Source organism: Bradyrhizobium sp. 190 (assembly GCF_023073415.1).
GTDB lineage: Bacteria > Pseudomonadota > Alphaproteobacteria > Rhizobiales > Xanthobacteraceae > Bradyrhizobium.
Genome location: NZ_JADPJL010000008.1, coordinates 186,782 through 208,235, shown reverse-complemented (window position 1 = coordinate 208,235; position 21,454 = coordinate 186,782). Strand labels below are relative to the sequence as shown.

Below are 21,454 nucleotides of genomic sequence, written 5' to 3'. Positions count from 1 at the left end.
AGATAGCCGCGAAATAGATCGGGCTTGGTTGGCGGGCGGCAAGCAGTTGCGTTGGATCGGGCGCCGATTCAGCCAGCCAGCGCCGAGACAATTGTTCAGTAGCTTGCACGCGATCGAACCTGCTTTTTGACCGGGGGACTCTAGGGATAGTCCCCGCCTAGCGCTCCCTGCCGACGAGCCGAAGGCGCGGCGCAGAACGCGCCCGAAATAGGTCAATCCATGCTCTTGCGCTAGCATATTCGGCCCGGATTCACCACTCCATGGAAGCCTTGCACGATCTGCCCCCCTGCCGTATCTAACGACCCGAAAATCGAGGCATTTCCGGGCCAAAACCGGAACCGGTTGCTGCTTTGGACCCGCCAAATTGCCAGACAAGAGCCACCTTACCATCGCCGAGAGCGACACGATCGAGCAGGCATTCCAGCGGCTCAATGCCAACATGCTGGGGATCCTGTTTGCCCGTGACGCAAAGGGGCGTGTGATCGGCGCCGTCACGGACGGCGACATCCGCCGGCGGCTGCTGACGGGAATATCGATCCAGGGCGAGGTCGCGAGCTGCATCAACCGCAACTTTGTATGGGCGCGCGCCGGTGCGCCCCGCGAACAGATCCTCAAGCTGCTCGACCAGCGGGTCCATGTCGTTCCGATCCTGGATGCCGATGGGCGGCTTGTGGACGTATTCAGCCGGGATCTGTTCAATCTCGGCCAAGAGAGCGAAGTATTCGCCCGCGCCCGCTCGCCGGTTCGCATCAGTTTCTCCGGCGGCGGCACCGACCTCACGCATTACTTCGTCGACAATGACGGCGGTTCCGTCATCAACGCGACCATTGCGATGTACGCGCATGCGACGCTGCGCCGGCGCAACGACAACCGGATCAGAATCTACTCGCACGATTTTCGCTGCACGGTCGAAGCCGAAAATCTCGCCAGCCTCGGCAGCGAAGGCGAACTGGCGCTGATCAAATCGGTCGTACGCCTGATCCAGCCGGCCTACGGCTTCGATCTCGACGTCTCGGCCGATTTTCCGGTGGGCTCCGGCCTCGGCGGTTCGGCGGTGGTGTCGTCCGCCATCATCGGCTGCTTCAACGAATTCCGCTCCGATCGGTGGGACCGCCATGAGATTGCGGAAATGGCCTTTCAGGCCGAACGGCTGATGCTGAACATACCCGGCGGCTGGCAGGACCAATACGCCACCGTGTTCGGCGGCTTCAATCACATGGAGTTTTCGTCCGAGCAGAACACCATCGTTCCGCTTCGCCTCGAGCCCAATATCATCGCCGAGCTCGAGGAAAGCCTGGTACTCTGTTACACCGGCTCCAACCACGATTCCGGTTCGATCCACCGCGACCAGAAGCAGCAGCATGAGACCAGCGACGCCGTCGCGGCTGCGGCCAGGCAAAAGGAAGTGACGCGCGAGATCCGGCATCATCTGCTGCGTGGCCAACTTCTGGAATGCGGCCGACTGATCGACGAGGCATGGCACGCCAAGCGCCGCCTCAGTCCGCTGATCAGCTCCGCCGAACTCGACGCGATCTATGATCTCGCAAAGGCCAACGGCGCGGTCGGCGGCAAGCTGCTGGGCGCCGGCGGCGGCGGCTACTTCATCTTCTTCGTCCGCCCGTTTCACCGCTATCCCCTGATTGCGGCGCTGGAGCAGAAAGGCCTGTCCTGCTCCCGCATCGCGTTCGAGGAAAATGGCCTGCGGACCTGGAAATCGCGCATTCGCGGAGCGCCGGGCAAGGGCGGCGCCGCATAAAACTGGATACCGAGAAGGTTCATGAATTCAACCAACCAGGCGGCACCAATCCGGATCGGCAATCGTTCGATCGGCAACAGTCAGCCGTGCTATGTCATCGCGGAAGTCGGCAACAACCATAACGGCGATTTCGATCGCGCCATCGCACTGGTCGACGCCGCGGTCGCAGCCGGCGTGGATTGCGCGAAATTCCAGATGCGCAAGCTGGACGAGGTCTACCGCGCCTCGAGCCTTTCCGGAAAGGACGACGACCTCGCCGTCGAATACACCCTCGACCTCTTGCGCCGCTTCGAACTAACCACCGACCAGCAGCGACGCGTGGCGGCCTATTGCGCCTCGAAAAACATCCAGTATCTCTGCACGCCCTGGGATGCGTCGAGCGTCGCGACGCTGGAGACGTTCGGGGTCCAGGCCTACAAGGTCGCCTCCGCCGACCTGACCAACCTGCCCCTGCTGGCGAAACTGGCCGCGACCGGCAAGACGCTGATCGTCTCGACCGGCATGAGCACGTCGGATGAAATTCGCAGCGCGGCAAAATTCCTCGACGACCGCTCGGCGCCTTACGTGCTGCTGCATTGCCAGAGCACCTACCCTGCCGCGCTTCACAATATTCATCTGCGCTTCATGGAGACGCTGCGGGAGATCCATCCCTTCGTCGGCTATTCCGGCCACGAGCGCGGCATCGCGGTTTCGATCGGCGCGGTCGCCATGGGCGCGGTCGTGATCGAGCGCCACATCACGCTCGATCGCGAAATGGAAGGCCCGGATCACGCGGCAAGCCTTGAGCCGGAAGAGTTCAAGGCGCTCGTGTCAGGCATTCGCGAAGTGGAGACCGCGCGCGGCGAAAAGCTTGCGGAGCGCGCGCTGAGCCAAGGCGAGCTGATCAACCGCGAGAACCTCGCCAAGAGCCTGGTGGCGGCTCGAGACATTGCGGCCGGCGCCGTGATCGCCGAGAGCGATGTCGCCGTCAAAAGCCCGGGCCAGGGCCTGTCGCCGCTCAAAATGCCGGCCTTGATCGGCCGGCGCCTCAACCGCGCGATGGCGAGAGACGACTACTTCTTTCAGAGCGACCTCGCCGACGGCGCTGCCACCGCGCGCCGCTACCGTTTCGACCGGCCCTGGGGCGTGCCGGTCCGCTATCACGACACGCAGCGGTTCCTGGAAATCTGCCAGCCCGACATCATCGAATTCCATCTCAGCTACAGCGACATGGAACGCGATCCGGCCGCCTATCTGTCCGGCACCTACGATCTCGGCTTCGTCGTGCACGCGCCCGAACTGTTTGCGGGCAGCAAGCTGATGGACCTGGCGACATCAGACGAAGGGTTGCGCCGCTATTCGCTGGAGCAGACCCAGGCCGTCATCGACATCACGCGTGGATTGAAGAAGTTCTTTCCCAAGACCAAGCGCCCGCCGATCGTCGCCAATATCGGCGGCTTCACCATGGACGAGCCGCTGGCGCCGGAACAGAAGGCGGAGTGCTATCGCATCTTCGCTGCCAGTCTCGCCGAGCTCGATCTCGACGGCGTCGAACTGATTCCGCAGACCATGGCGCCGTTCCCGTGGCATTTCGGCGGGCAACGTCACCAGAACATCTTCATCTTTCCGGACGAGGCGGCCGCGTTCTGCGCGAAGCATAATCTGCGGATGTGCGTCGACATCTCGCACACCAAGCTTGCCGCCAATCATTTCGGCTTCGATTTCAGCGAGGGCCTCGCCCAGCTCGGCCCGCATACCGCCCACCTCCACTTTGGCGACGCCAAGGGTCTCGACGGCGAAGGTTTGCAGATCGGCGAAGGCGAGATCGACTTCGACCAGATCGGCGCCATCCTGCGCCAGCACGCCCCCGAAGCCTCGTTCATCCCCGAGATCTGGCAGGGCCACAAGAACATGGGCGAAGGATTCTGGACGGCGCTCGAGCGCCTCGAGGGCCGCATATGACGAGGGTTACTCCCGGGCGGACGCTCGCCGTGATCGCGGCGCGCGGTGGCTCCAAGGGAATTCCGCACAAGAATCTGATCGACCTGTGCGGCAAGCCGCTGATTGCCTGGACCGTCATGCAGGCGGTCGCCGCCCGCGGCGTCGATGTCGTCGCGGTTTCTTCCGACAGCGACCAGATCCTTGCCGCCGCGGAGGCCGCCGGCGCGGTCGGCGTCCGGCGCCCCGAGGATATATCCGGCGATCTCGCCTCATCGGAGTCGGCGTGGCTCCACGCGCTGGAGCACCTCGATGGCAAGCTTGGTCCGTTCGGACGCGTCGTCGCGCTGCAGGCGACCTCCCCGATCCGGGAATCCAGCGACATCGAACAGGCGCTCGCCACGTTCGAACGCGAGGAACTCGACAGCCTGCTCTCGGTCTGCGAGGTCGAGGATTATTTCAACTGGCGCATCGGCGCCGGTGGGCCCGAGCCGATCAACTACGATTTCCGCAACCGGCGGATGCGGCAACAGATCGAAAAGCGGTATTTGGAGAACGGCTCGTTCTACGTTCTAATTCCCTCGCTGCTGCGCGAACAGAACAACCGGCTCGGCGGCAAGATCGGAATGCATCTGATGGAGCGCCACAAAATGTTCCAGATCGATCGCCCGGAAGACATCAAGCTTTGTGCGGCCATCATGCGCAGCTACGGCTATGCATAATCCCGCAGCCTTTTCGCTGGAAGGCAAGACTGCCGTCGTCACCGGCGCGTCGCGCGGCATTGGCGCGGCGATCGCGAGCGGCCTGCAGGCGAGCGGCGCAAAAGTGTTCGGCCTCAGCCGGAGCGGCACGGCGCCTTCGCATGTCACGGCGGTCAAATGCGACCTGGCCGATGATGCCGCGATCCGGTCCGTTTTCGATAATCTCTCGAAAGCCGGAGAACGACTCGACGTGCTGGTCAATGCGGCGGGCATCAGCCTTCCCGCCTCCGCGACGATGAGCGAACTCCAGAGATTCCGCGATACGCTGGCGGTCGACCTGAGCGGCGTCTACGCGACGATCCTTGCGGCCTATCCGCTCCTGAAGAAGGCGGGCGGCGGCTCGATCATCAACGTCACCAGCATCAACTCGGTGCGCGGCTTTCCCGGAAACCCCGGTTATGTCGCCGCCAAGGCCGGTCTTGCCGGCCTCACCCGCGCGCTTGCCGCGGACTATGCGGGCGACGGTATTCGCGTCAACGCGCTCGCGCCCGGCTATGTCGCGACCGAGATGACCGCCACGAGTTTTGCCGATCCTGTCATGCATGAGGATCGCCGCCGTCACACCATGCTGGGCCGCTGGGGCAACCCGGACGATATGGCCGGCGCCGCCGTTTTTCTGGCGTCATCCGCCTCGGCCTATGTGACCGGCCAGGAATTGTTCGTCGATGGCGGCTGGACCACAAAGGGCCTCGCGATCAGCGAGGGTGACAAGCCGTGACAACGTTGGAACGCATCGGTTTCATGCAGGGACGGCTGTCGGCCATGGTCGACGGCAAGATCCAGGCCTTCCCGTGGAACGAATGGCGCGATGAATTTCCCCGTGCCCATGCGCTGGGGTTAACCCGGATCGAATGGACCATCGACCAGGATCGCTTGCGCGAAAACCCGCTCAACACCGCCGCCGGTCAGAAGGAAATTATCGAACTGTCGCGCCGCAACGCGCTCAAGCCGGCAAGCCTGACCGGCGACTGCTTCATGCAGGCGCCGTTCTGGAAGGCTGAGGGCGAGACGCAGAAATCGCTGGTCGACGATCTCGATCTGGTGCTCGCCTCCTGCAGCCACCTCGGCATCGAGTTCGTCGTGATTCCGCTGGTCGACAACGGCAGGATCGAGAGCGACGCACAGACGGAGACCTTGCTGCGCGTTCTGCTCGATCGCGCCTCCTCGCTGTCGAAGCAAGGCGTCAGGATCGTTTTCGAATCCGACCTGCCGCCTGCCCCGCTCGCGCAGTTCATCGACAAATTCCCACGCGACGTGTTCGGCATCAATTACGACAGCGGCAACAGCGGCGCGCTCGGCTATGATTCCGCCGAGGAGATTTCGGCCTACGCCCCGCGCATTCTCAATGTGCATGTAAAGGACCGGCTGCTTGGCGGCACCACCGTGCCGCTCGGAACAGGCGCGGCGGATCTCGCCAAGACCATTCGGCTGATCGAACAGTCCGGCTATCGCGGACAATATATTCTGCAAACGGCGCGCGCCACCGACGGCGACCACGCCGGCGTGCTGGCACGATATCGCGACATGACCGTACGCTGGATCGAGGACGCCAGGCGATGAAACTCGACATCGAGGACCGGGTCGCATTGGTGGTCGGCGCGAGCCGCGGAATCGGCTTTGCGATTGCCGACACGCTTGCCGCCGAGGGCGCCAAAGTGGCCATAGCGGCCCGCGGCCTCGACGGGATCAAATCGGCTGCGGACAGGATCGGCCGCAGCGCCTCCTGCCATGCCGCCGACGTCACCGATCCCGCCGCCGCGCTGTCGCTGGTGAACGATGTCGAAAAGCAGTGGGGCAGGATCGACATCCTCGTCTGTAACGTCGGTAGCGGCGCTTCGGTGCCGCCGGGCAAGGAAACCGCGGCAGAGTGGTCGAGGGTGATGGATCTCAACCTGTTCGCTACGACCAATACGATCGAAGCCGCGCGACCGCTTATGAGCCGCGGCAGCGGCGATCGTGCGATCGTCTGCGTGTCCTCGATCTGCGGGCTCGCGGCGCTCGGCGCGCCCGTGACCTATTCCGCGGCGAAAGCAGCACTGAACGCGACCGTGCGTGGTCTTGCCCGTCCTTTGGCGCTTGAGGGAATCCGTATCAACGCCGTTGCTCCCGGCAACATTCTAGCAGCCGACGGCACCTGGGCGCGCAAGATTACCGAAAACAAAGTTGCCGTGGATGAGATGCTGCTGCGCGAAGTGGCGCTGCGCCGGCTCGGCAAGCCTGAAGAGGTCGCGGACATTGTCGCCTTTCTCGCCTCGCCTCGCGCCGCGTTCATCACAGGCACCGTGATCGTGGCCGACGGTGGACAATTGCGTGCTTGAACAGGAGCGTTCCATGACCGCCCCCTCCGCTCGATACGACCTCACGGGACGCACCGCGCTCGTCACCGGCGCCGGTGGTTTGCTGGGACGGCAGCATGTCGCCGCTCTGGTCGATGCCGGCGCGCGCGTGGTGGTCAGCGACATCGGACTGGCGCAGGCTGAAGCAACAATCAGCGCGGTGAAGGAAATCTCGTCTACAGCCGATCTTGTCCCCGTTGTCATCGACGTGACATCGCAGCAATCGGTGGGCGCGGCAGGCGAGGATCTCGCCGGGCGCGGCATCGCCATCGACATCCTCGTCAACAACGCGGCGATCGATCCCAAGGTCACCTCGACACCGGGCGTGATGCATTCGTCGCGCTTCGAAGCCTTTCCGGTTCCTCAGTGGCAGACGGAAATCGCGGTGGGATTGACCGGCGCGATGCTGTGCTCGCAGGTCTTTGGCGGCGCCATGGCCAGGCGCGGCCGCGGCGTAATCCTCAATATCGCGTCCGATCTCGGCGTGATCGCGCCGGATCAGCGGCTCTACCGGCAGCCCAACATCACGCGGGATGAAGAGCAGCCGGTCAAACCCGTGACCTACTCCGTCATCAAGCACGGCCTGATCGGTTTGACGAAATACCTCGCGACCTACTGGGCGGACCAGGGCGTTCGCGTCAACGCGATTTCGCCGGGCGGCGTCTTCAACAACCAGGATCCCGCTTTCGTCGAACGATTGACGCGGCTAATCCCGATGGGACGTATGGCCCGGGTCGACGAATATTGCGCCGCCGTTCAGTTCCTGTGTTCGGACGCATCGAGCTACATGACCGGCCAGAACATGGTCATGGACGGCGGCAGGAGCGTGTGGTAACCACCCGCGTTCCCCCAATTTCATGCAATGACGATCCGGCGCAGAAACAATCATGTTTAACGACAAGTCCATTCTGATTACCGGCGGCACTGGTTCGTTTGGGCGCAAATACGTCGGCAACCTCCTGAAGAACTACAAGCCTCGCCGTGTCGTGATCTACTCGCGCGACGAGCTGAAGCAATATGAGATGCAGCAGGAGTTCGATCAGTCGCCGATGCGCTATTTCATCGGGGACGTGCGCGACGGCGAACGCCTGCGCACGGCCATGAAGGGTATCGACTTCGTGATTCATGCAGCGGCCCTGAAACAGGTTCCCGCTGCTGAATACAATCCGATGGAATGTATCAAGACCAACATCCACGGCGCCGAGAACGTCATTCAGGCGTCTCTGGAGGCCGACGTCGAGAAGGTCATCGCGCTGTCAACCGACAAGGCCGCGCAGCCCATCAACCTGTACGGCGCCACCAAGCTCGCCTCCGACAAGCTGTTCATCGCGGCGAACAACATGGCAGGCGGACATCGCACTGCCTTCAGCGTCGTGCGCTACGGCAACGTGGTCGGCTCCCGCGGCTCGATCGTGCCGTTGTTCAACAAGCTGCTGGCTGAAGGCTGTGATCACCTGCCGATCACCGACCCCCGCATGACGCGGTTCTGGATATCGCTGCAGCAAGGTGTCGACTTCGTCAACAAGAGCTTCGAGCGAATGGCCGGCGGCGAGATCTTCGTTCCGATGATCCCGTCTGTACGTATTCCCGATCTCGCAGCCGCCATGGCGCCGAACCTCCCGACCAGGGTGATCGGCATTCGTCCCGGCGAAAAGCTGCACGAGATCATGTGCCCGACCGACGACTCGCACTTGACCCTGCGCTTCCACGATCATTTCGTCATCAAGCCGACCATCAAGTTTTTCCGCAAAGACGTCGATTATGTTACCAACCAGATCGGCGAACTCGGAGAGCCGGTGTCGGACGGATTCGAGTATAATTCCGGCCGGAACGATCACTTCCTTGATGTATCCGAGATCAGGGAATTCAACCGAATTGCGGTCCAATGATCCCGTATGGACGTCAGGACATCTCGGCTGAGGACATCGACGCAGTCACCGAGGTGCTGCGCTCGGACTGGCTGACCCAGGGTCAGGCCGGCCCCCGCTTCGAACAGGCGATGGCGGCCTATTGCGGCAGCCGCAGCGCGATCGCGGTAGCCAATGCGACAGCAGCGCTGCACATCGCCTGCCTGGCGCTCGACCTCGGTCCCGGTGATACGCTCTGGACCAGCCCGAACACCTTTGTGGCATCGGCCAATTGTGCGCGCTATTGCGGCGCCGGCGTCGACTTCGTCGACATCGATCCGCGGACCTACAATATGAGCGTCTCGGCGCTGGCCGAGAAACTTGAAGTCGCGGGATCGCGGGGCGGGCTGCCCAAGATCGTGGTGCCCGTGCATTTCGCCGGCCAGTCCTGCGAGATGCGCGAAATCCGCGCGCTGGCGGATCGCTACGGCTTTCGAATCGTCGAGGACGCCTCGCACGCGGTCGGCGGCGAGTATCTGGGACACAAGGTCGGCTCCTGCGGCTACGGCGATACGACGATTTTCAGCTTCCACCCGGTCAAGATCATCACGACTGGCGAGGGTGGTATGGCCCTGACCAATGATCCGAAGCTTGCCGAGCGCCTCTCCTATCTGCGCACGCACGGGATCATACGCCCCGCGCAGCCGCCTGAAGATCCGAGCGAGCCGCGGGTCAACGAGGAACGCAACGGCCCGTGGATATATGAGCAGATCGAGCTCGGGCTGAATTATCGCATGACCGACATTCAGTCGGCGCTCGGCACCAGCCAGCTCGCGCGGCTCGACCCCTTTGTCGCACGCCGGCGCGAACTCGCGGCGCGCTACGATCGCCTGCTGGCGAAGCTGCCGTTGACGTGTCCATGGCAGCATCCGGATACGAACTCGGCGTGGCATCTCTACGTCATTCGCCTGCACCGCAACGAGATCAAGCTCAGCCGGCGCCAGGTGTTCGATGCGCTCCGCGCCGCCGGGATCGGCGTGAACGTGCACTATATTCCGGTTCATACCCAGCCTTACTACCGAAAACTTGGTTTTGAGACCGGCATGTTCCCTGAAGCTGAAAGTTACTATGAGGACGCGATCACATTGCCGCTGTTTTCGCGAATGACGAACGACGAACAGGACACCGTCATCGCGGCGCTGGAGAAGATCCTCGCGTGAAGATCGCTGTTATCCCGGCTCGCGGCGGCAGCAAGCGGATCCCGCGCAAGAACATCCGCATGTTCTGCGGCAAGCCGATCATTGCCTACTCGATCGCCGCGGCACAGCAGACTGGATTATTCGATCAGATCGTCGTCTCAACCGATGACGAGGAAATCGCAGCGGTGGCCCGCGAATTCGGCGCAACGACGCCCTTCATCCGTCCGAAAGAGATCGCCGACGATTTCACCGGCACCAACGCCGTCGTGAAGCATGCAGTGGCCTGGTTCAATGCGCAGTCGAACGACGTCACGCTTGCGTGCTGCCTCTACGCTACAGCCCCGCTGGTTCAGGCGCGATTTATTACGGAAGGTTACGAGGCCCTCGCCCGCTCGGACGCCGCCTTCGCCTTTTCCGTCACCAGTTACGCGTTCCCGATCCAGCGCGCCGTGCGCATCACCCCGGACGGGCGCGTGGACGCGATCTACCCGGAACACCGCATGACGCGATCGCAGGATCTGGAGCACGCCTATCACGATGCCGGACAGTTCTATTGGGGGACCGCGCGCGCCTTTCTGGAGGAAATGCCGGTGTTCGCGCCGCATTCGATCGGCGTGATCCTGCCGCGGCATCTGGTGCAGGATATCGATACGCTTGAAGACTGGGACCGGACGGAACTAATGTTTCGCGCACTTCACCGCACCTGAGGGTGAGCGAGGTGGCAGCTCTCCGCGCTTGGACGACAATTAGGTCAAACGGTATTGAACCGCCTGCCGAATTTTCTCGGGAAGCAATTTGCGCCGGTTTAATCCACGGAGCGTATTCCAAATCATCGTCGCGTAAAACGGCTCTTCCAGGTAGTGGAATACAAGTCTCAGCTGTTCGCGTACGGCTCCGGACGAAAAGTAACCCCGGCGATGAAAGCCGAAATTATTTGAAATCACCATCGTATTTGGTTCAGTCAAAATTGGCTTTTCGACAAGGCCCATGTCTTTGAGATGAGATTCCGGAATCTCAAGATTGTGTTTGGCCTGTGATCGAGCAAAGCGAATGCTGTCGGCGTATTCGTAGCGAAGACGGGCCGCTGTCAACTTGTGGCTTTTTGGAACCCATACATAAGCGCCGTTATCGGAGGTAGAACCGTTCAAACTGTAATAAGCCTTGATCGTCGGATAATGACGGTCCGCATGCAAGATCGTCTCGGCGTCAGGAACGAACTCTTCGCCATCTCGCATCGTCAGTAATTGGTATCCCAGCTGCGGGGGCCTGGTGATGCGGTGGCGCGAAAGCGCCGAGACGATGTCAAGCAGTCTCCGATCTCCCGCTACCTTCTCGAGGGCAAACTGAGCGTCTGCGCTATCTCCCTTCGCGATCGGGCTGGTCGTGAAATCCAGCCCCGTCTTTCCGCGGTTTGGCTCGTGTCTAGTCGACGGCGCCGAGCGCAGCGTCACGCAATAGGCGCGAAGTCTCTCGAAATCTTCCTGCGACAAAAAGTTTGGAATAATGACAACCCCTTCCTCACGGCCCTGCGCAATCAGGTGCTCGGTTTGAGAAAGCGGAGTCGGAGGGCGTCGAACGGCGTAAGCGCCATGATGAGTGAGAACGCGCGCAAGCTGCCAGCCTGCCATATTGGTCCATGCCGGACCTGAATGATAAGCAGGTGGACCAAGAACCCTCTTTGCCAAGTCAGAAATAGCCATAGTACCCGCCGCTGCTTGCGTCTGAGGGGGCATATGCCTTGTTTTCCTGCAACCTGCAACTGCGCGGACTGGCCTTCGCCTTAATTTTCACTCCGGGTTCCCCGGCATCAGGCTACGGACAAAGGTCTCAAGATTGCCGCCCTCGAACAAGTATCCCGATATTCCAGCGGCGGCGGCAGCCTCGAGGTCGAGGGTCCTATCTCCCACCAGAAGACTGGCGTCCTTGCGCACCGGCCAGCCCTTGAGGCAATCGAAAATCATGCCCGGTGCCGGCTTACGTCGGTTACTTGCGCGCCGCCACTGCTCGACGACGGCTTCCTCGTGATAGGGGCAATACTGGAACTCGTCGACATGCGCGCCGATTTTGGCCAGATCCTCGTTCATCCAGCCGTGCAGATTTTCAACCGCTTCGATGCCATAGTAGCCACGCGCGACCCCGGCTTGATTGGTCACCACAAAGGTAAGATAGCCCCGATCGTTGCAGAGCTTGACGGCCTCGCGCGCGCCGGCGACCCATTCAAAATCCTCAACCCTGTGCACATAGGCCTTGTCGATGTTGAGGACGCCGTCCCGGTCGAAGAAGACCGCCGGGCGCCGCTGTCTCTCGGGAAGCTCGCTCTGCGCCCGTTCAAAGTCGACGGGTACGCCGATGTCGATGAAAAAGCCGTCGTATAGCGTGGCCCGCAGTTGCCCGTTTTCGGCAAGACGCGGGAAGATCGCCTGTTCGAGCGAGCACGGGAGTCCATCAATGAATGAAAGTATCTCACGGTCGACGCAGTAAACGCCCGAGTTGATCGGTCCGTTCGGCTGCGCCCCCGCCGGCAAGAACGTCTTGATGAAATCATGATCGAGCAGGACGCGCCCGTAGCGATCACCGGCATGATCCTTCTTCAGCGCAACGCGCACGATCGCGGGCGAATGCAACGGCGCGGCGAGATCAAGCATGTTGAAGTCGAAAAAGGAATCGCCGTTGAGAAGAAGGAACTTGGCGTCCAACCGGTCAGCTGCGTATTTCAACGCTCCGCCAGTGCCCAATTGCGCAGGCTCCGAAATGACCGAGACGTGCGCACCGCGCCAGCGCTTTCCGTCATAGCGGTCGATCACCTGCCCGGCCTGATAGCCCGCCAGCAACAAGATGTCCTGAATGGTCGCGTAGCGTGACAACTCGTCCAGGATGTAATCGAGAAACGGCCTGCCGGCTACCTCAAGCAGCGGCTTCGGGACCAATCGCGTCATCTCACCCAAGCGAGTACCCAGCCCACCGACCAGGATAACGGCCTGTTTCAGCACGGCATCTGCCCGAACAAGCTGCACAGCATTTGATCGACCCTGCTGGTCGAAACCGGCCGCGCGCCAGCAGCGCCGTACTCTGTCTCGACAGTCATGAAGCTAACGGCGCAATGCATCGAAATTCGATAAACGCAGCAAAGGATATCTCCGCCAACCCTGAGTTTCTTGCTGGAACGAGCTAAGCACATCGATGCGTTACCGTAAATCCAGCGAATTCCCCTTAGCCAGCCGGCTCGAATTGCAGCGATGTCGTGACCGACAATCCGCTAGTCGGCGCGAACAGCCTTCGAACCGCGAAGTACAACGCCGAGAAGTAATATCATGAACGCGGCTCCGCCTGCCAGAAGCGCCATCGTAGCCGGCCGAACCGCAAATCCTGGCAATACGAAAACATCATCCAGAAGCGTGGTTGGATAAGTTTTCCAGACTCCGAGCTTCGCGGAAAGCGCGTGCCGCTCGGCCTTCGCCGCAGTCAGCCGCTGTTCGTTACGCGAGATGAGATCGGCCAACCACACTCTTCTCATCACGAGCGATGTCGGGTCGATGGACGCCCCTTGCCCATTTTCCTTCATCAGGGCGGATAACGAGTCCCTGGTCTCAAGCAGGCCGGTGATCGTCGCATCGTTGGTCGCAAGCTGCTCCTTGATGTCCGCTTCGAGCGGTTCTCTAGTCTTGCGCTGCTCCTCGTCCAGAAGTCTTACCGCCGTGGCCGCAGCGTCGCGCGCCTGCTGAGCACCGGTTGCGCGCACCGTCACCGCGAGGGTATCGGCGGTTTCTTGTTTTGCGGCCAGACTTTGAAAAATCAGTTGCGCAGCCCGATCGCGGTCGACAGAGGGTAAGCCCATCGCCTCGATCACACGCAGCTTGAACGAAGGGGAATTTAATCGAGAAACGACGCCCGTAAGACCCATGGTTTCCGTGCCATCCACTCTTCCAATTCGAACGTTGCCCTGCGCCGTGTAGACCGGCGGGAGCTGCAGGACGGCGACGTATGCGATCGCCGCGGCAACCAGCGGCAGCAGCACCGTCAAAAACAGATGCTCGCGTATTGCCCGGCAAAGGAACATGAACAACCCACCCAAATATCGATCCCCGGGCACCGCATTTGGCGAAACGCTCATAACATTGCCTTTTTCTCGGGACCAAGAGCCGTGGGGGAGAAAAACAGATTCGATCTCCACCTGTCTTCGGTTACATACACCACCAGAGCGACGGCAACCTTGATCAGGAAGGTTATCTGAACGAACGAATTAACCATTCCCGAAACAACATTGATCGACACTGCAAACAATATGGGAGTCAGGAAAAAGCAGGTCGCAAAACGCTCCTGAACGACGCACCGCATCATCAGGAACATGAACTCGGAAAATGCGATCGCCGAAAGAGCGACCAGGATAAATCCACCGATTGGTCCACCCAGTTCGAACAAGACCTCCGGCCATCCCCCGGTGTAAGACGATCCCAGAGCGAGAATATAATGAGCGCGTTCGAGCGGTAACCCAACCTCCATCAAGAATTGCATGGTCGAGTTGCGCGACGGGTCGAAGGGATCGACAAACAGTTTGTAAGCCGCGATGCTGCTGCTCCAGTTGTCATGCAGGAAGACCCGCTCGTAGGTCATCCACCACATCTCGCCCTGTTGAACCAGGATACGCTGCGTAAGCTTCGACAGAAGCTGCCCTCCCTCGCCGCGCACGACAATGTAGGAATAAATTACGGCGATGGCGGTCAGGACGCACAGCGCTGCCGCGGCGACCGACAGGTAGCGCAGCATCTTTTTCGAAACCATTTTACCCTGCGATGGTGACGTGGCTTGGCGGCCAAGCAGGACCGCACCGATCGGCATGACGAAGAAGGAGGCGTAGAGGTAGAACGACGAGAATCGATGTCCCGCCAGAAACAGATACAGGATCAAAGCCCCGAACAACGCACCGAAACGCCAATCCGACGACGTGTCGCGCAGCAAGGGAACCGCAAAAAATACACCGAGCTGGAACGCCAACATTGGCCCCCAGTCCATTAGACGGTGATGCAACGAACCACCGTGCAGCCGCGTATAGTCGAAGCGCTCAAGGCCCGCGAACAGCGGGATCGGACCTCTCACTAGGAGCTCTGCCCAGAGCGCGATGACGAAAAGCGCGGCAACCCAGAATGCCAGGTCAGGGAGCGAAAATCGTCCGGAAGGTAGGCGGCTCGCCAGTCCTGGCCCGTCTGCGCCGATGAGCTGCCGCACCCGCTGAGGTCGAAACGAAAACAGCAGCGCGACAATGACAAATCCCTGCGAAATTCCAATCGGGACGGCCGAAACGCCCAAACCGATATCCCGCTCCAACTGGTCGGAGAACAACGGCCCGAACAGATCGATGTAGAGAACGGAAACGAGCCTCCAGGTAAAAGCAAATAGAAAAAAGAACGAGATCAGGGCAAGTCCGGGACGCCTGATCGCGATCCACAGACTTGCGGCCAGGGCCACAGCAACAGCGGACACACTCAGCAGAGCATCAAACAGGAAACCAGAAGCCAACCAGAAAGCTGTCACGCCGTCACCCCACCCGATTCACGGATCCAGCAAAATTACGTTGCGCCCAAACGCTTCTCTTCAGTCGAGGCCGCTGACAATTATCAACGAGGCTCCCAAACGTACAAAAGCCCATCATTGTGCAAGGTCGGTGCAAACTCCATGCGCTCCCGGGCCAGGACGCGGATGCGGCCCTGCGCGTCCAGCATGTCGAGCAACTTGAAGAGACGGGTCTGATAATCCATCGAGCGGATGTAAATCCGGCTGGTCAAATCACGCGGCCGGGACAATTTGAGCATGTCCACGCCCGGCTCGATATTGACCACGCGGGCCGGCTTTGCCCGAATGATGTTTTCGATGACCGCTTCCACAGCATAGGGAATCTGCTCAATACAGAAATACGTAAAAACCGTGCCTCCGGCCAGCTCGCTGAAATGCGGATCGCCAGCGTCGGTGAGATCAATCCGGTCGAAACTGACGCGGCCGTCAAGCCCGAAATGGCTCGCGATCTGCCGTCCCGCCTCGATGCCGTTTGGCGCAATATCGAAACCGCGAAGCCTTTCCCAGCGCTGGTCAAGGCTCAACGAGAACAGGTTGTAGCCATACCCGGCGCCAAGTTCGAGCAGCGACGTCGCTTCATCCGCGTGCCTGCCGATCAGCTCTGACAACGCGCCGATCCGGTATTGATAGTAGTCCCTGGTGGTTATTCGGACGATCCGGCCATCCACTTTCGCAAGGCGCGATGACGCGTTCTGCCCGATCAGGAAATCTTCAAGCGTCCGACCGCTGAGCCAGCCGCGCTGAGTGAGCACCCGGTCCCACTCACCGGAATTATACTCGGAATCGACGACATCGTGCGTTCGCCGCACGTTCTTGAACGCCAGCCGGCGAAGACTGCGCGCGACATCGGCCGTATAGGCCCGCGACAAATCCAGTCGGGACGCCGGCTTCACTTCTGGACTAAATCTCACCGAGCGCCTCCCAGCGACTGCCGGATCCGATGATGCCGATAGGGCATCGACCTGCAATCAAAGCCCCAACACCAGTTTCTGCAATGGCGAGGTTTCCGGCGTCGGGAAAAACGGCCGTCTCTTGCCACCCGGATACATGCGCGGGAAAGCAAAGAACGTCGCAGTGTACAACAACCGCCCGTGTCCAGGTGCCATTCGGCTGCCCATATGCAGGCACTTTGCCGTGTCCACCATGAATGATGTCAAGCGAGGAGCCTTCATCACCTTGATATCGCTGCGGGGAACCTTGTGGAACACCCGCTCGTCGGGGAAATGGCTGCCCAGAAGTGGATAGCCGAATTTGTCGGTCGATCGACGGGGCAGGAAGGTGAAGGGCCCGTCGCCGTCGTCTTCGACGTCGGTAAGATAGCTAAACAACTTGATCACCCTGACATCGTCGTGATCGCGATGCCAAAGCTGCGACGAGGCGAGTTCGTCGCCGGTGTGGCGCGAATAGGATAGCAGCACGTAGTCGAGCCACGGGATCTCGCCCAGCGCCGTCGAGATGGTATTGATCACCGACTGCTGCAGCGCGTAACGCACGAAGACATTGTCCGCGCTGAGCCGGCCATCCTTCATCTCCGCATCCAGCAGGCGGACCCAGAATTTCTTTCGGTTCGGCGCCTGCTTGGTCTCCGCAGAATCGATGTCGGCGAGCCTCGCAACGCCCGCCTCGGCAAACTGCTGCTGGATCGATGGATCCATCAATTCGGTCACCACCGCATAACCATCGCGATTGAGACCGTCGGCGCTGGCTTTCTCCCGCTCCGACACATCAAGAAGTTGCGCCTGCCGCTTTCGCTCGAGCTTTTCATTGAGATGCCAGGCATTCACGCCCGTCTTCACCGCATAGCGTAGCGGTGACCGGTTCACATGCCAAAGTGCTCTGGACATCAATCCCATGTTGCGCATCCGCTTTGCTTTGGGTCGAACGGGTTTCGACCTGTTCGCCACCCCTGAGCGCGTTCACTAGCAAAACCGGCCTATTGCGGCAAGAAAAGACACGCCACCGCCACGATCTGTGGCCTCGGAACCTCGCAACCCCTTGTCGAGGACTCAATTGATCGGTTACTGCCGTTGGGTAAACGCCCGCATAAATCGGCCGAACATGGCGCGATCCTTGGGCGAGAGAATCAGCGCGGCACTCAAGACCCATGCGGCAATGCAACCAAGCCCCCCGACAACCACGAGTCCGGCGAAGCTCACCGGGCTTAAGTACATCTTATAGGCCCCTATCGTCACCGCGAGTATGACAGCGACGACAGCCTGTCGGCGAACCTGATCCCAAAACAGGGACCGAGGCAAGCTCATGAACGAAAGCATCCCGCGCGCAATAAGCGGAGCAAATACAACATGGGACAGAACCCATCCCAAAATGAAGGCTCGCTCGCGGAACCAGACAATTGTAAGCGCCGTCACCGCGTACTGGGTAAACACTTGCCAATAAAGGTACCTGGTGTTGAGACGCAAGAAATCCGGCCTCACGATCAAGGCGGTTTGGCCGGCGCCGAGCATGATGCTCACGGCAGGGATGAACAGTGAGAGCGCCATCCACGGCCACTGATCGGCGTGCTGCGGTCCTACCCACACCCTCAATATTTCCTGGGAAAACAGACCGATGACAACGAGCACGGGAATCACGATCGCAGCAGGCAAGATCAGGCCGTTGCGGCCGAGCATCTGCAGCCGGCGCGTATCGGTCGACTCTTCGATGTGGGTCGAGATTGGAAGAATTACCGAGTAAAGCGGTGCCATTGTCGCCTTCAGGAAACGCGGCAGACGCGTGAGCAGATCGAAGGTCCCAACCTCGGTTGGAGTAAACAGAACGCCGATCAAGAGAGGCGGCGCCGTCTGTTGCAATGTTCCGACGATCCGACTGTTGAACATCAACCAACAACGGTGGATGACATCCTGCCGGCTATCGCGGCCCCACGAAATCAAGCGCAACATCCTGCTGCTACGCGCCAACAAGCAAGCGACAAATCCGAGGATGAAATACTTGACGACTATAGTCGCGAGATAGGAGTACGCAATCCACTCAAAGGGAGCGCCGCGCCATACCGCCACATAGACCGCAGCGACGTAGAGCGCGTTGCTGCCAACCTCCGTCAACCGCAACCAGCCGTATTCCTCGAAACCTTTCAGCGCGCCCTCCGCGATGAGGCCGAGAAAGGCGATCGGAAGTACGAACGCGGTGACCGACAGAATGGAAACGAACGCTTCGGTCTCGTCGGGGGCAACCTTGAAAATCATCGCAAGCGACGCCGCGCAGATCCATAGCACCATGCCGGAAGCGATTCCCGTCGCACCAGCGATGACGGCCAGCAGTGACACTTTCTCGCTGGCCACCGCCCAGTCGCCGCCCCTTCCCCGAGCCACGGCTTGCGTTGTGATCTCGGAAACTCCTAAATCAACCAACGCTAGGAATCCGGAAGGTAGGAACGCCCGTGCAAGCACGATCAGGCCCAGCACGGCGACGCCGTACGATCGCGCAATGAGGCCGACGGCCAAGAGGCCCAATACTCCCGCAAGCCCGTAGGCGACAGCCGAGATCGCCGTATTGTGCAAAAAACGCCGCAGCATCGGTCAATTCGCTTCCGTTAACCGCAGGCTTGCGCCGCTCAACGCCCGGGACATCCGGCGCGAGTTACCTGTGACCCGTTGAGCGACAAATTTCCGGCCGTCCCCTGAAGCGGCGCAGACGCGCTGTAGCACCGAATTCACCAGCTCGGGCTCGAACGCCTTGCCGAGACGGCGGCGTTCGTTTTCCGGGCCGCTGTAGCTGCGGCGGAGCGCTGCGTTTGCCTTGTGGCCGAGAACGCGGCGGACCGCGTCCACCACAGTGCCGCGGAGCGACGGTCGCTCGAGCGCGGATGCGCGGCGGTTTCCCCCGCGTGCCGCCGCGATCGCATCGAGAACCGCTGTCGTGACGCGCGACGAGTTCGCCCCGTCGACGGCGGTAAAGAGGTCGCTGATGATTTGCTGCCGAAATTGCTCGGTTTCCTTGGGAACTGGGCACAGCCGTCCCTCAAGCCCCTGCTGAACCAGTTCAATCAGAACAGCCTCGGATTCGGCGCCACGGCTCACCCGTGTCGCGGCGTCCAGCCGCAAGCACGGCGTGTTGAACCACTCCATGCTCAAGGGCTCCACCTTCAGCATGGTTGCCTCGATCGCGGTGGAGCAATTCTGGTGAATCAACAGGCTCGCGCCGCTGATCCATTCCAGCGACGTACCGTCCTGGCGTACGTGAAAATTCGGCAACTCGGCGAGCGCATCATAGGACCGGATGTTCTCGAACGGATGCGGGCGCAGGACGAATTGGACATCCGCGAAGTGCTTCGCGAGCTTGGTCGACGTCTCAAGCACCGACCGGTACGCTTTGCCGGCGTCGATGACGAACTGGCGCGCGAACTCCCGCGAAAAACCCGCCTGAACCATCGCCTCTTCTTCATCCGATGAACCATCGGAAAACCGCGGATTGACCACAGGAAAGTTGGTGTTGATGAGTACGTAGCCGGGCTCGATCGACGGTTTCGGAAGTGCCGCGCGCCAAGGAGGCGCGCAGAAGTCGTAGCGAGGACACCCTGTCGCGTAAAGCAGCTCGACCGGCACCGTCCCGTTGCGCAGGAACGCCGCATGCTGGGCCTGTCCCCAGACGCAATAAAGGTCGACGAGATCGGTGCAGCCGACGCTCTTGACCATCTCGGCAAACTGGTCGGGATTCTTGCCGCCGATGCCTTCGGTATCCAGCACGCCGACCAGAATCCCAGCGCGCTTGTAGGACTTGATAAGATCAGCGTTATTGGGCCGGGTATAGTTCACCAGCACCAGATGCGGACGCAACGCCGGCACGTCGAAGCCCTGCTCATACATGGGGACCAGGGTGACGATCGCCCCTCTGGCTGCGAGCTGCCGACCCAGCAAGACCAATCCTTCCAGATCGCGAAGTGGATTATCGACGATCAGGCAGACATGCGACTGGTCAGGCACGAGCGCCCCGCGGCATTTGCTGCGGCGATGTCGAAACATTGTCGTCGTCCGACGTCAGCAAATCCCAGCTCATTGGAGTGCCGCGCCGCACCGCGCGGCCGACGCGCTTGCCGATCAGAGTATCGAAATATTTCGGCGGCAGTCCGAGACCCGGGCGGATGATCTTCAAATTGCTTTCCGTCAGCATGTCGCCCGGGGCCAGATCTTCAGCAACATAGAGCGAGCGACGAAAGACCCGCGACTTCTGCTCTTTCTCGGTCAATCCGTAATGGACCTCGCCGAGCGCCATCCACGCGCGCTCGGTCTCAACCACCAGCGCCATCATCTCGGGCGGCTCCATCGAGAAACTCGAATCGACGCCGCCATCGGCGCGTGCCAGCGTAAAATGCTTCTCGATCACGGTTGCACCGAGCGCAACGCTCGCCACGCCCGCTCCGATGCCGAATGTGTGGTCGGACAACCCCACCTCGCAGTTAAACAGCGCACGCATGTGCGGGATGGTCAGCAGGTGGGTGTCAGAGGCCGCAGCCGGATAGGTGCTCGTGCATTTGAGCAGCACGATGTCCTCGCACCCCCCCTCCCTCGCCGTCCGGACCGCCTCGTCGATGTCGGCAACGGTAGCCATGCCCGTCGAGATGATCATGGGTTTGCCGGTCGCCGCAACCTTGCGAATCAGCGGAAGATCGGTGTTTTCGAACGAGGCGATTTTGTAGCAGGGCACGCCCAGCTGCTCGAGGAAATCCACCGCAGTCGCGTCGAACGGCGTCGAGAATGGTATCATTCCGAGCGCGCGGGCGCGCTCGAAGATCGGCGCATGCCACTCCCAGGGAGTGTGGGCCTCCTGGTAGAGCTTGTGCAGCGAGGTACCGCGCCACAAACTGTTCGGGTCGTCGATGAAAAACTCGCCCTCGCCAAGATTGAGGGTCATCGTATCCGCAGTATAGGTCTGCAACTTCAGCGCATGCGCGCCGGACTTTGCCGCGGCTTCAACAATCGCCAAAGCGCGGTCAAGCGATTGATTGTGATTGCCCGACATCTCGGCGATAACAAATGGGCGATGCGAAAGGCCAATTGAACGACCCGCGATAGAGATCGTTTTGGTCATCGATTGCTCCCGACATTTATAACAT

General features: G+C 60.8%; 19 protein-coding genes. 10 read left to right on the top strand and 9 right to left on the bottom strand.

All coding sequences use genetic code 11. The features are described 5' to 3' along the window. Positions 1–364 precede the first annotated feature (364 nt). The 10 genes from IVB22_RS04770 to pseF are packed head-to-tail and all read left to right on the top strand — an operon-like array spanning position 365 to position 10,523. Positions 365–1,756, top strand: coding sequence for a CBS domain-containing protein (locus tag IVB22_RS04770; RefSeq protein ID WP_247516159.1), 1,392 nt, complete (start codon positions 365–367; stop codon positions 1,754–1,756). Between the two features lie 21 nt (positions 1,757–1,777). After that, positions 1,778–3,697, top strand: coding sequence for an N-acetylneuraminate synthase family protein (locus IVB22_RS04765; RefSeq protein ID WP_247516158.1), 1,920 nt, complete (start codon positions 1,778–1,780; stop codon positions 3,695–3,697). Beyond that, entirely contained in the window at positions 3,694–4,395 is a 702-nt protein-coding gene (locus IVB22_RS04760; RefSeq protein WP_247516157.1) for an acylneuraminate cytidylyltransferase family protein, read from the top strand. The genes IVB22_RS04765 and IVB22_RS04760 overlap by 4 nt, the downstream gene beginning before the upstream one ends. Then, positions 4,388–5,152, top strand: coding sequence for an SDR family oxidoreductase (locus tag IVB22_RS04755; RefSeq protein ID WP_247516156.1), 765 nt, complete (start codon positions 4,388–4,390; stop codon positions 5,150–5,152). The genes IVB22_RS04760 and IVB22_RS04755 overlap by 8 nt, the downstream gene beginning before the upstream one ends. After that, a complete protein-coding gene (locus tag IVB22_RS04750; RefSeq protein ID WP_247516155.1) occupies positions 5,149–5,994 on the top strand; it encodes a sugar phosphate isomerase/epimerase in 846 nt (281 codons plus the stop codon). Before IVB22_RS04755 ends, IVB22_RS04750 begins: the two co-directional genes overlap by 4 nt. Continuing rightward, positions 5,991–6,752, top strand: a complete 762-nt coding sequence (locus IVB22_RS04745) for an SDR family NAD(P)-dependent oxidoreductase (RefSeq protein ID WP_247516154.1) — start codon at positions 5,991–5,993, stop codon at positions 6,750–6,752. The genes IVB22_RS04750 and IVB22_RS04745 overlap by 4 nt, the downstream gene beginning before the upstream one ends. A 13-nt stretch (positions 6,753–6,765) precedes the next feature. After that, positions 6,766–7,605: an SDR family oxidoreductase gene (locus IVB22_RS04740; RefSeq protein ID WP_247516153.1), complete on the top strand. Its 840-nt coding sequence runs from the start codon at positions 6,766–6,768 to the stop codon at positions 7,603–7,605. 52 nt (positions 7,606–7,657) lie between these two features. Further along, the gene (gene pseB, locus IVB22_RS04735; protein ID WP_247516152.1) at positions 7,658–8,659 is read left to right on the top strand and encodes a UDP-N-acetylglucosamine 4,6-dehydratase (inverting); all 1,002 of its coding nucleotides are present in this window, start codon (positions 7,658–7,660) and stop codon (positions 8,657–8,659) included. Further along, positions 8,656–9,837 (top strand): UDP-4-amino-4,6-dideoxy-N-acetyl-beta-L-altrosamine transaminase, encoded by a 1,182-nt coding sequence (gene pseC / locus IVB22_RS04730; RefSeq protein WP_247516151.1) that lies wholly within the window; start codon positions 8,656–8,658, stop codon positions 9,835–9,837. Before pseB ends, pseC begins: the two co-directional genes overlap by 4 nt. Then, complete coding sequence (pseF, locus tag IVB22_RS04725; protein ID WP_247516150.1) at positions 9,834–10,523, top strand: pseudaminic acid cytidylyltransferase; 690 nt, start codon at positions 9,834–9,836, stop codon at positions 10,521–10,523. The genes pseC and pseF overlap by 4 nt, the downstream gene beginning before the upstream one ends. 39 nt (positions 10,524–10,562) lie before the next feature. Here the strand turns inward: pseF and IVB22_RS04720 are convergent, their stop codons facing one another. From IVB22_RS04720 to pseI, 9 genes are all read right to left on the bottom strand, one after another. Further along, positions 10,563–11,516: a hypothetical protein gene (locus IVB22_RS04720; RefSeq protein WP_247516149.1), complete on the bottom strand. Its 954-nt coding sequence runs from the start codon at positions 11,514–11,516 to the stop codon at positions 10,563–10,565. 87 nt (positions 11,517–11,603) lie between these two features. After that, a complete protein-coding gene (locus IVB22_RS04715; RefSeq protein ID WP_247516148.1) occupies positions 11,604–12,806 on the bottom strand; it encodes an HAD-IIIA family hydrolase in 1,203 nt (400 codons plus the stop codon). 266 nt (positions 12,807–13,072) lie between these two features. Then, complete coding sequence (locus IVB22_RS04710) at positions 13,073–13,927, bottom strand: hypothetical protein (protein ID WP_247516147.1); 855 nt, start codon at positions 13,925–13,927, stop codon at positions 13,073–13,075. Then, entirely contained in the window at positions 13,924–15,345 is a 1,422-nt protein-coding gene (locus tag IVB22_RS41550) for a DUF6418 domain-containing protein (protein ID WP_247516146.1), read from the bottom strand. Before IVB22_RS41550 ends, IVB22_RS04710 begins: the two co-directional genes overlap by 4 nt. 83 nt (positions 15,346–15,428) lie before the next feature. Beyond that, positions 15,429–16,352: a class I SAM-dependent methyltransferase gene (locus IVB22_RS04700; protein ID WP_247516145.1), complete on the bottom strand. Its 924-nt coding sequence runs from the start codon at positions 16,350–16,352 to the stop codon at positions 15,429–15,431. After that, entirely contained in the window at positions 16,353–17,246 is an 894-nt protein-coding gene (locus IVB22_RS04695) for a hypothetical protein (RefSeq protein ID WP_247516144.1), read from the bottom strand. It lies immediately after the preceding gene. A 156-nt stretch (positions 17,247–17,402) separates the two neighbouring features. Beyond that, complete coding sequence (locus IVB22_RS04690; RefSeq protein WP_247516143.1) at positions 17,403–18,917, bottom strand: lipopolysaccharide biosynthesis protein; 1,515 nt, start codon at positions 18,915–18,917, stop codon at positions 17,403–17,405. Between the two features lie 3 nt (positions 18,918–18,920). Further along, positions 18,921–20,324 (bottom strand): surface carbohydrate biosynthesis protein, encoded by a 1,404-nt coding sequence (locus tag IVB22_RS04685; protein WP_247516142.1) that lies wholly within the window; start codon positions 20,322–20,324, stop codon positions 18,921–18,923. Further along, complete coding sequence (gene pseI, locus IVB22_RS04680; protein ID WP_247516141.1) at positions 20,317–21,429, bottom strand: pseudaminic acid synthase; 1,113 nt, start codon at positions 21,427–21,429, stop codon at positions 20,317–20,319. The genes IVB22_RS04685 and pseI overlap by 8 nt, the downstream gene beginning before the upstream one ends. Positions 21,430–21,454: the final 25 nt, after the last annotated feature.

Excerpts from the sequence above, each read along its gene's own strand:
- IVB22_RS04765 (WP_247516158.1), top strand. The coding sequence starts at position 1,778 with ATGAATTCAACCAACCAGGCGGCACCAATCCGGATCGGCAATCGTTCG.
- IVB22_RS04760 (WP_247516157.1), top strand. The coding sequence starts at position 3,694 with ATGACGAGGGTTACTCCCGGGCGGACGCTCGCCGTGATCGCGGCGCGC.
- IVB22_RS04755 (WP_247516156.1), top strand. The coding sequence starts at position 4,388 with ATGCATAATCCCGCAGCCTTTTCGCTGGAAGGCAAGACTGCCGTCGTC.
- IVB22_RS04745 (WP_247516154.1), top strand. The coding sequence starts at position 5,991 with ATGAAACTCGACATCGAGGACCGGGTCGCATTGGTGGTCGGCGCGAGC.
- IVB22_RS04740 (WP_247516153.1), top strand. The coding sequence starts at position 6,766 with ATGACCGCCCCCTCCGCTCGATACGACCTCACGGGACGCACCGCGCTC.
- pseB (WP_247516152.1), top strand. The coding sequence starts at position 7,658 with ATGTTTAACGACAAGTCCATTCTGATTACCGGCGGCACTGGTTCGTTT.
- pseC (WP_247516151.1), top strand. The coding sequence starts at position 8,656 with ATGATCCCGTATGGACGTCAGGACATCTCGGCTGAGGACATCGACGCA.
- IVB22_RS04720 (WP_247516149.1), bottom strand. The coding sequence starts at position 11,516 with ATGGCTATTTCTGACTTGGCAAAGAGGGTTCTTGGTCCACCTGCTTAT.
- IVB22_RS04710 (WP_247516147.1), bottom strand. The coding sequence starts at position 13,927 with ATGAGCGTTTCGCCAAATGCGGTGCCCGGGGATCGATATTTGGGTGGG.
- IVB22_RS04695 (WP_247516144.1), bottom strand. The coding sequence starts at position 17,246 with ATGCGCAACATGGGATTGATGTCCAGAGCACTTTGGCATGTGAACCGG.
- IVB22_RS04690 (WP_247516143.1), bottom strand. The coding sequence starts at position 18,917 with ATGCTGCGGCGTTTTTTGCACAATACGGCGATCTCGGCTGTCGCCTAC.
- pseI (WP_247516141.1), bottom strand. The coding sequence starts at position 21,429 with ATGACCAAAACGATCTCTATCGCGGGTCGTTCAATTGGCCTTTCGCAT.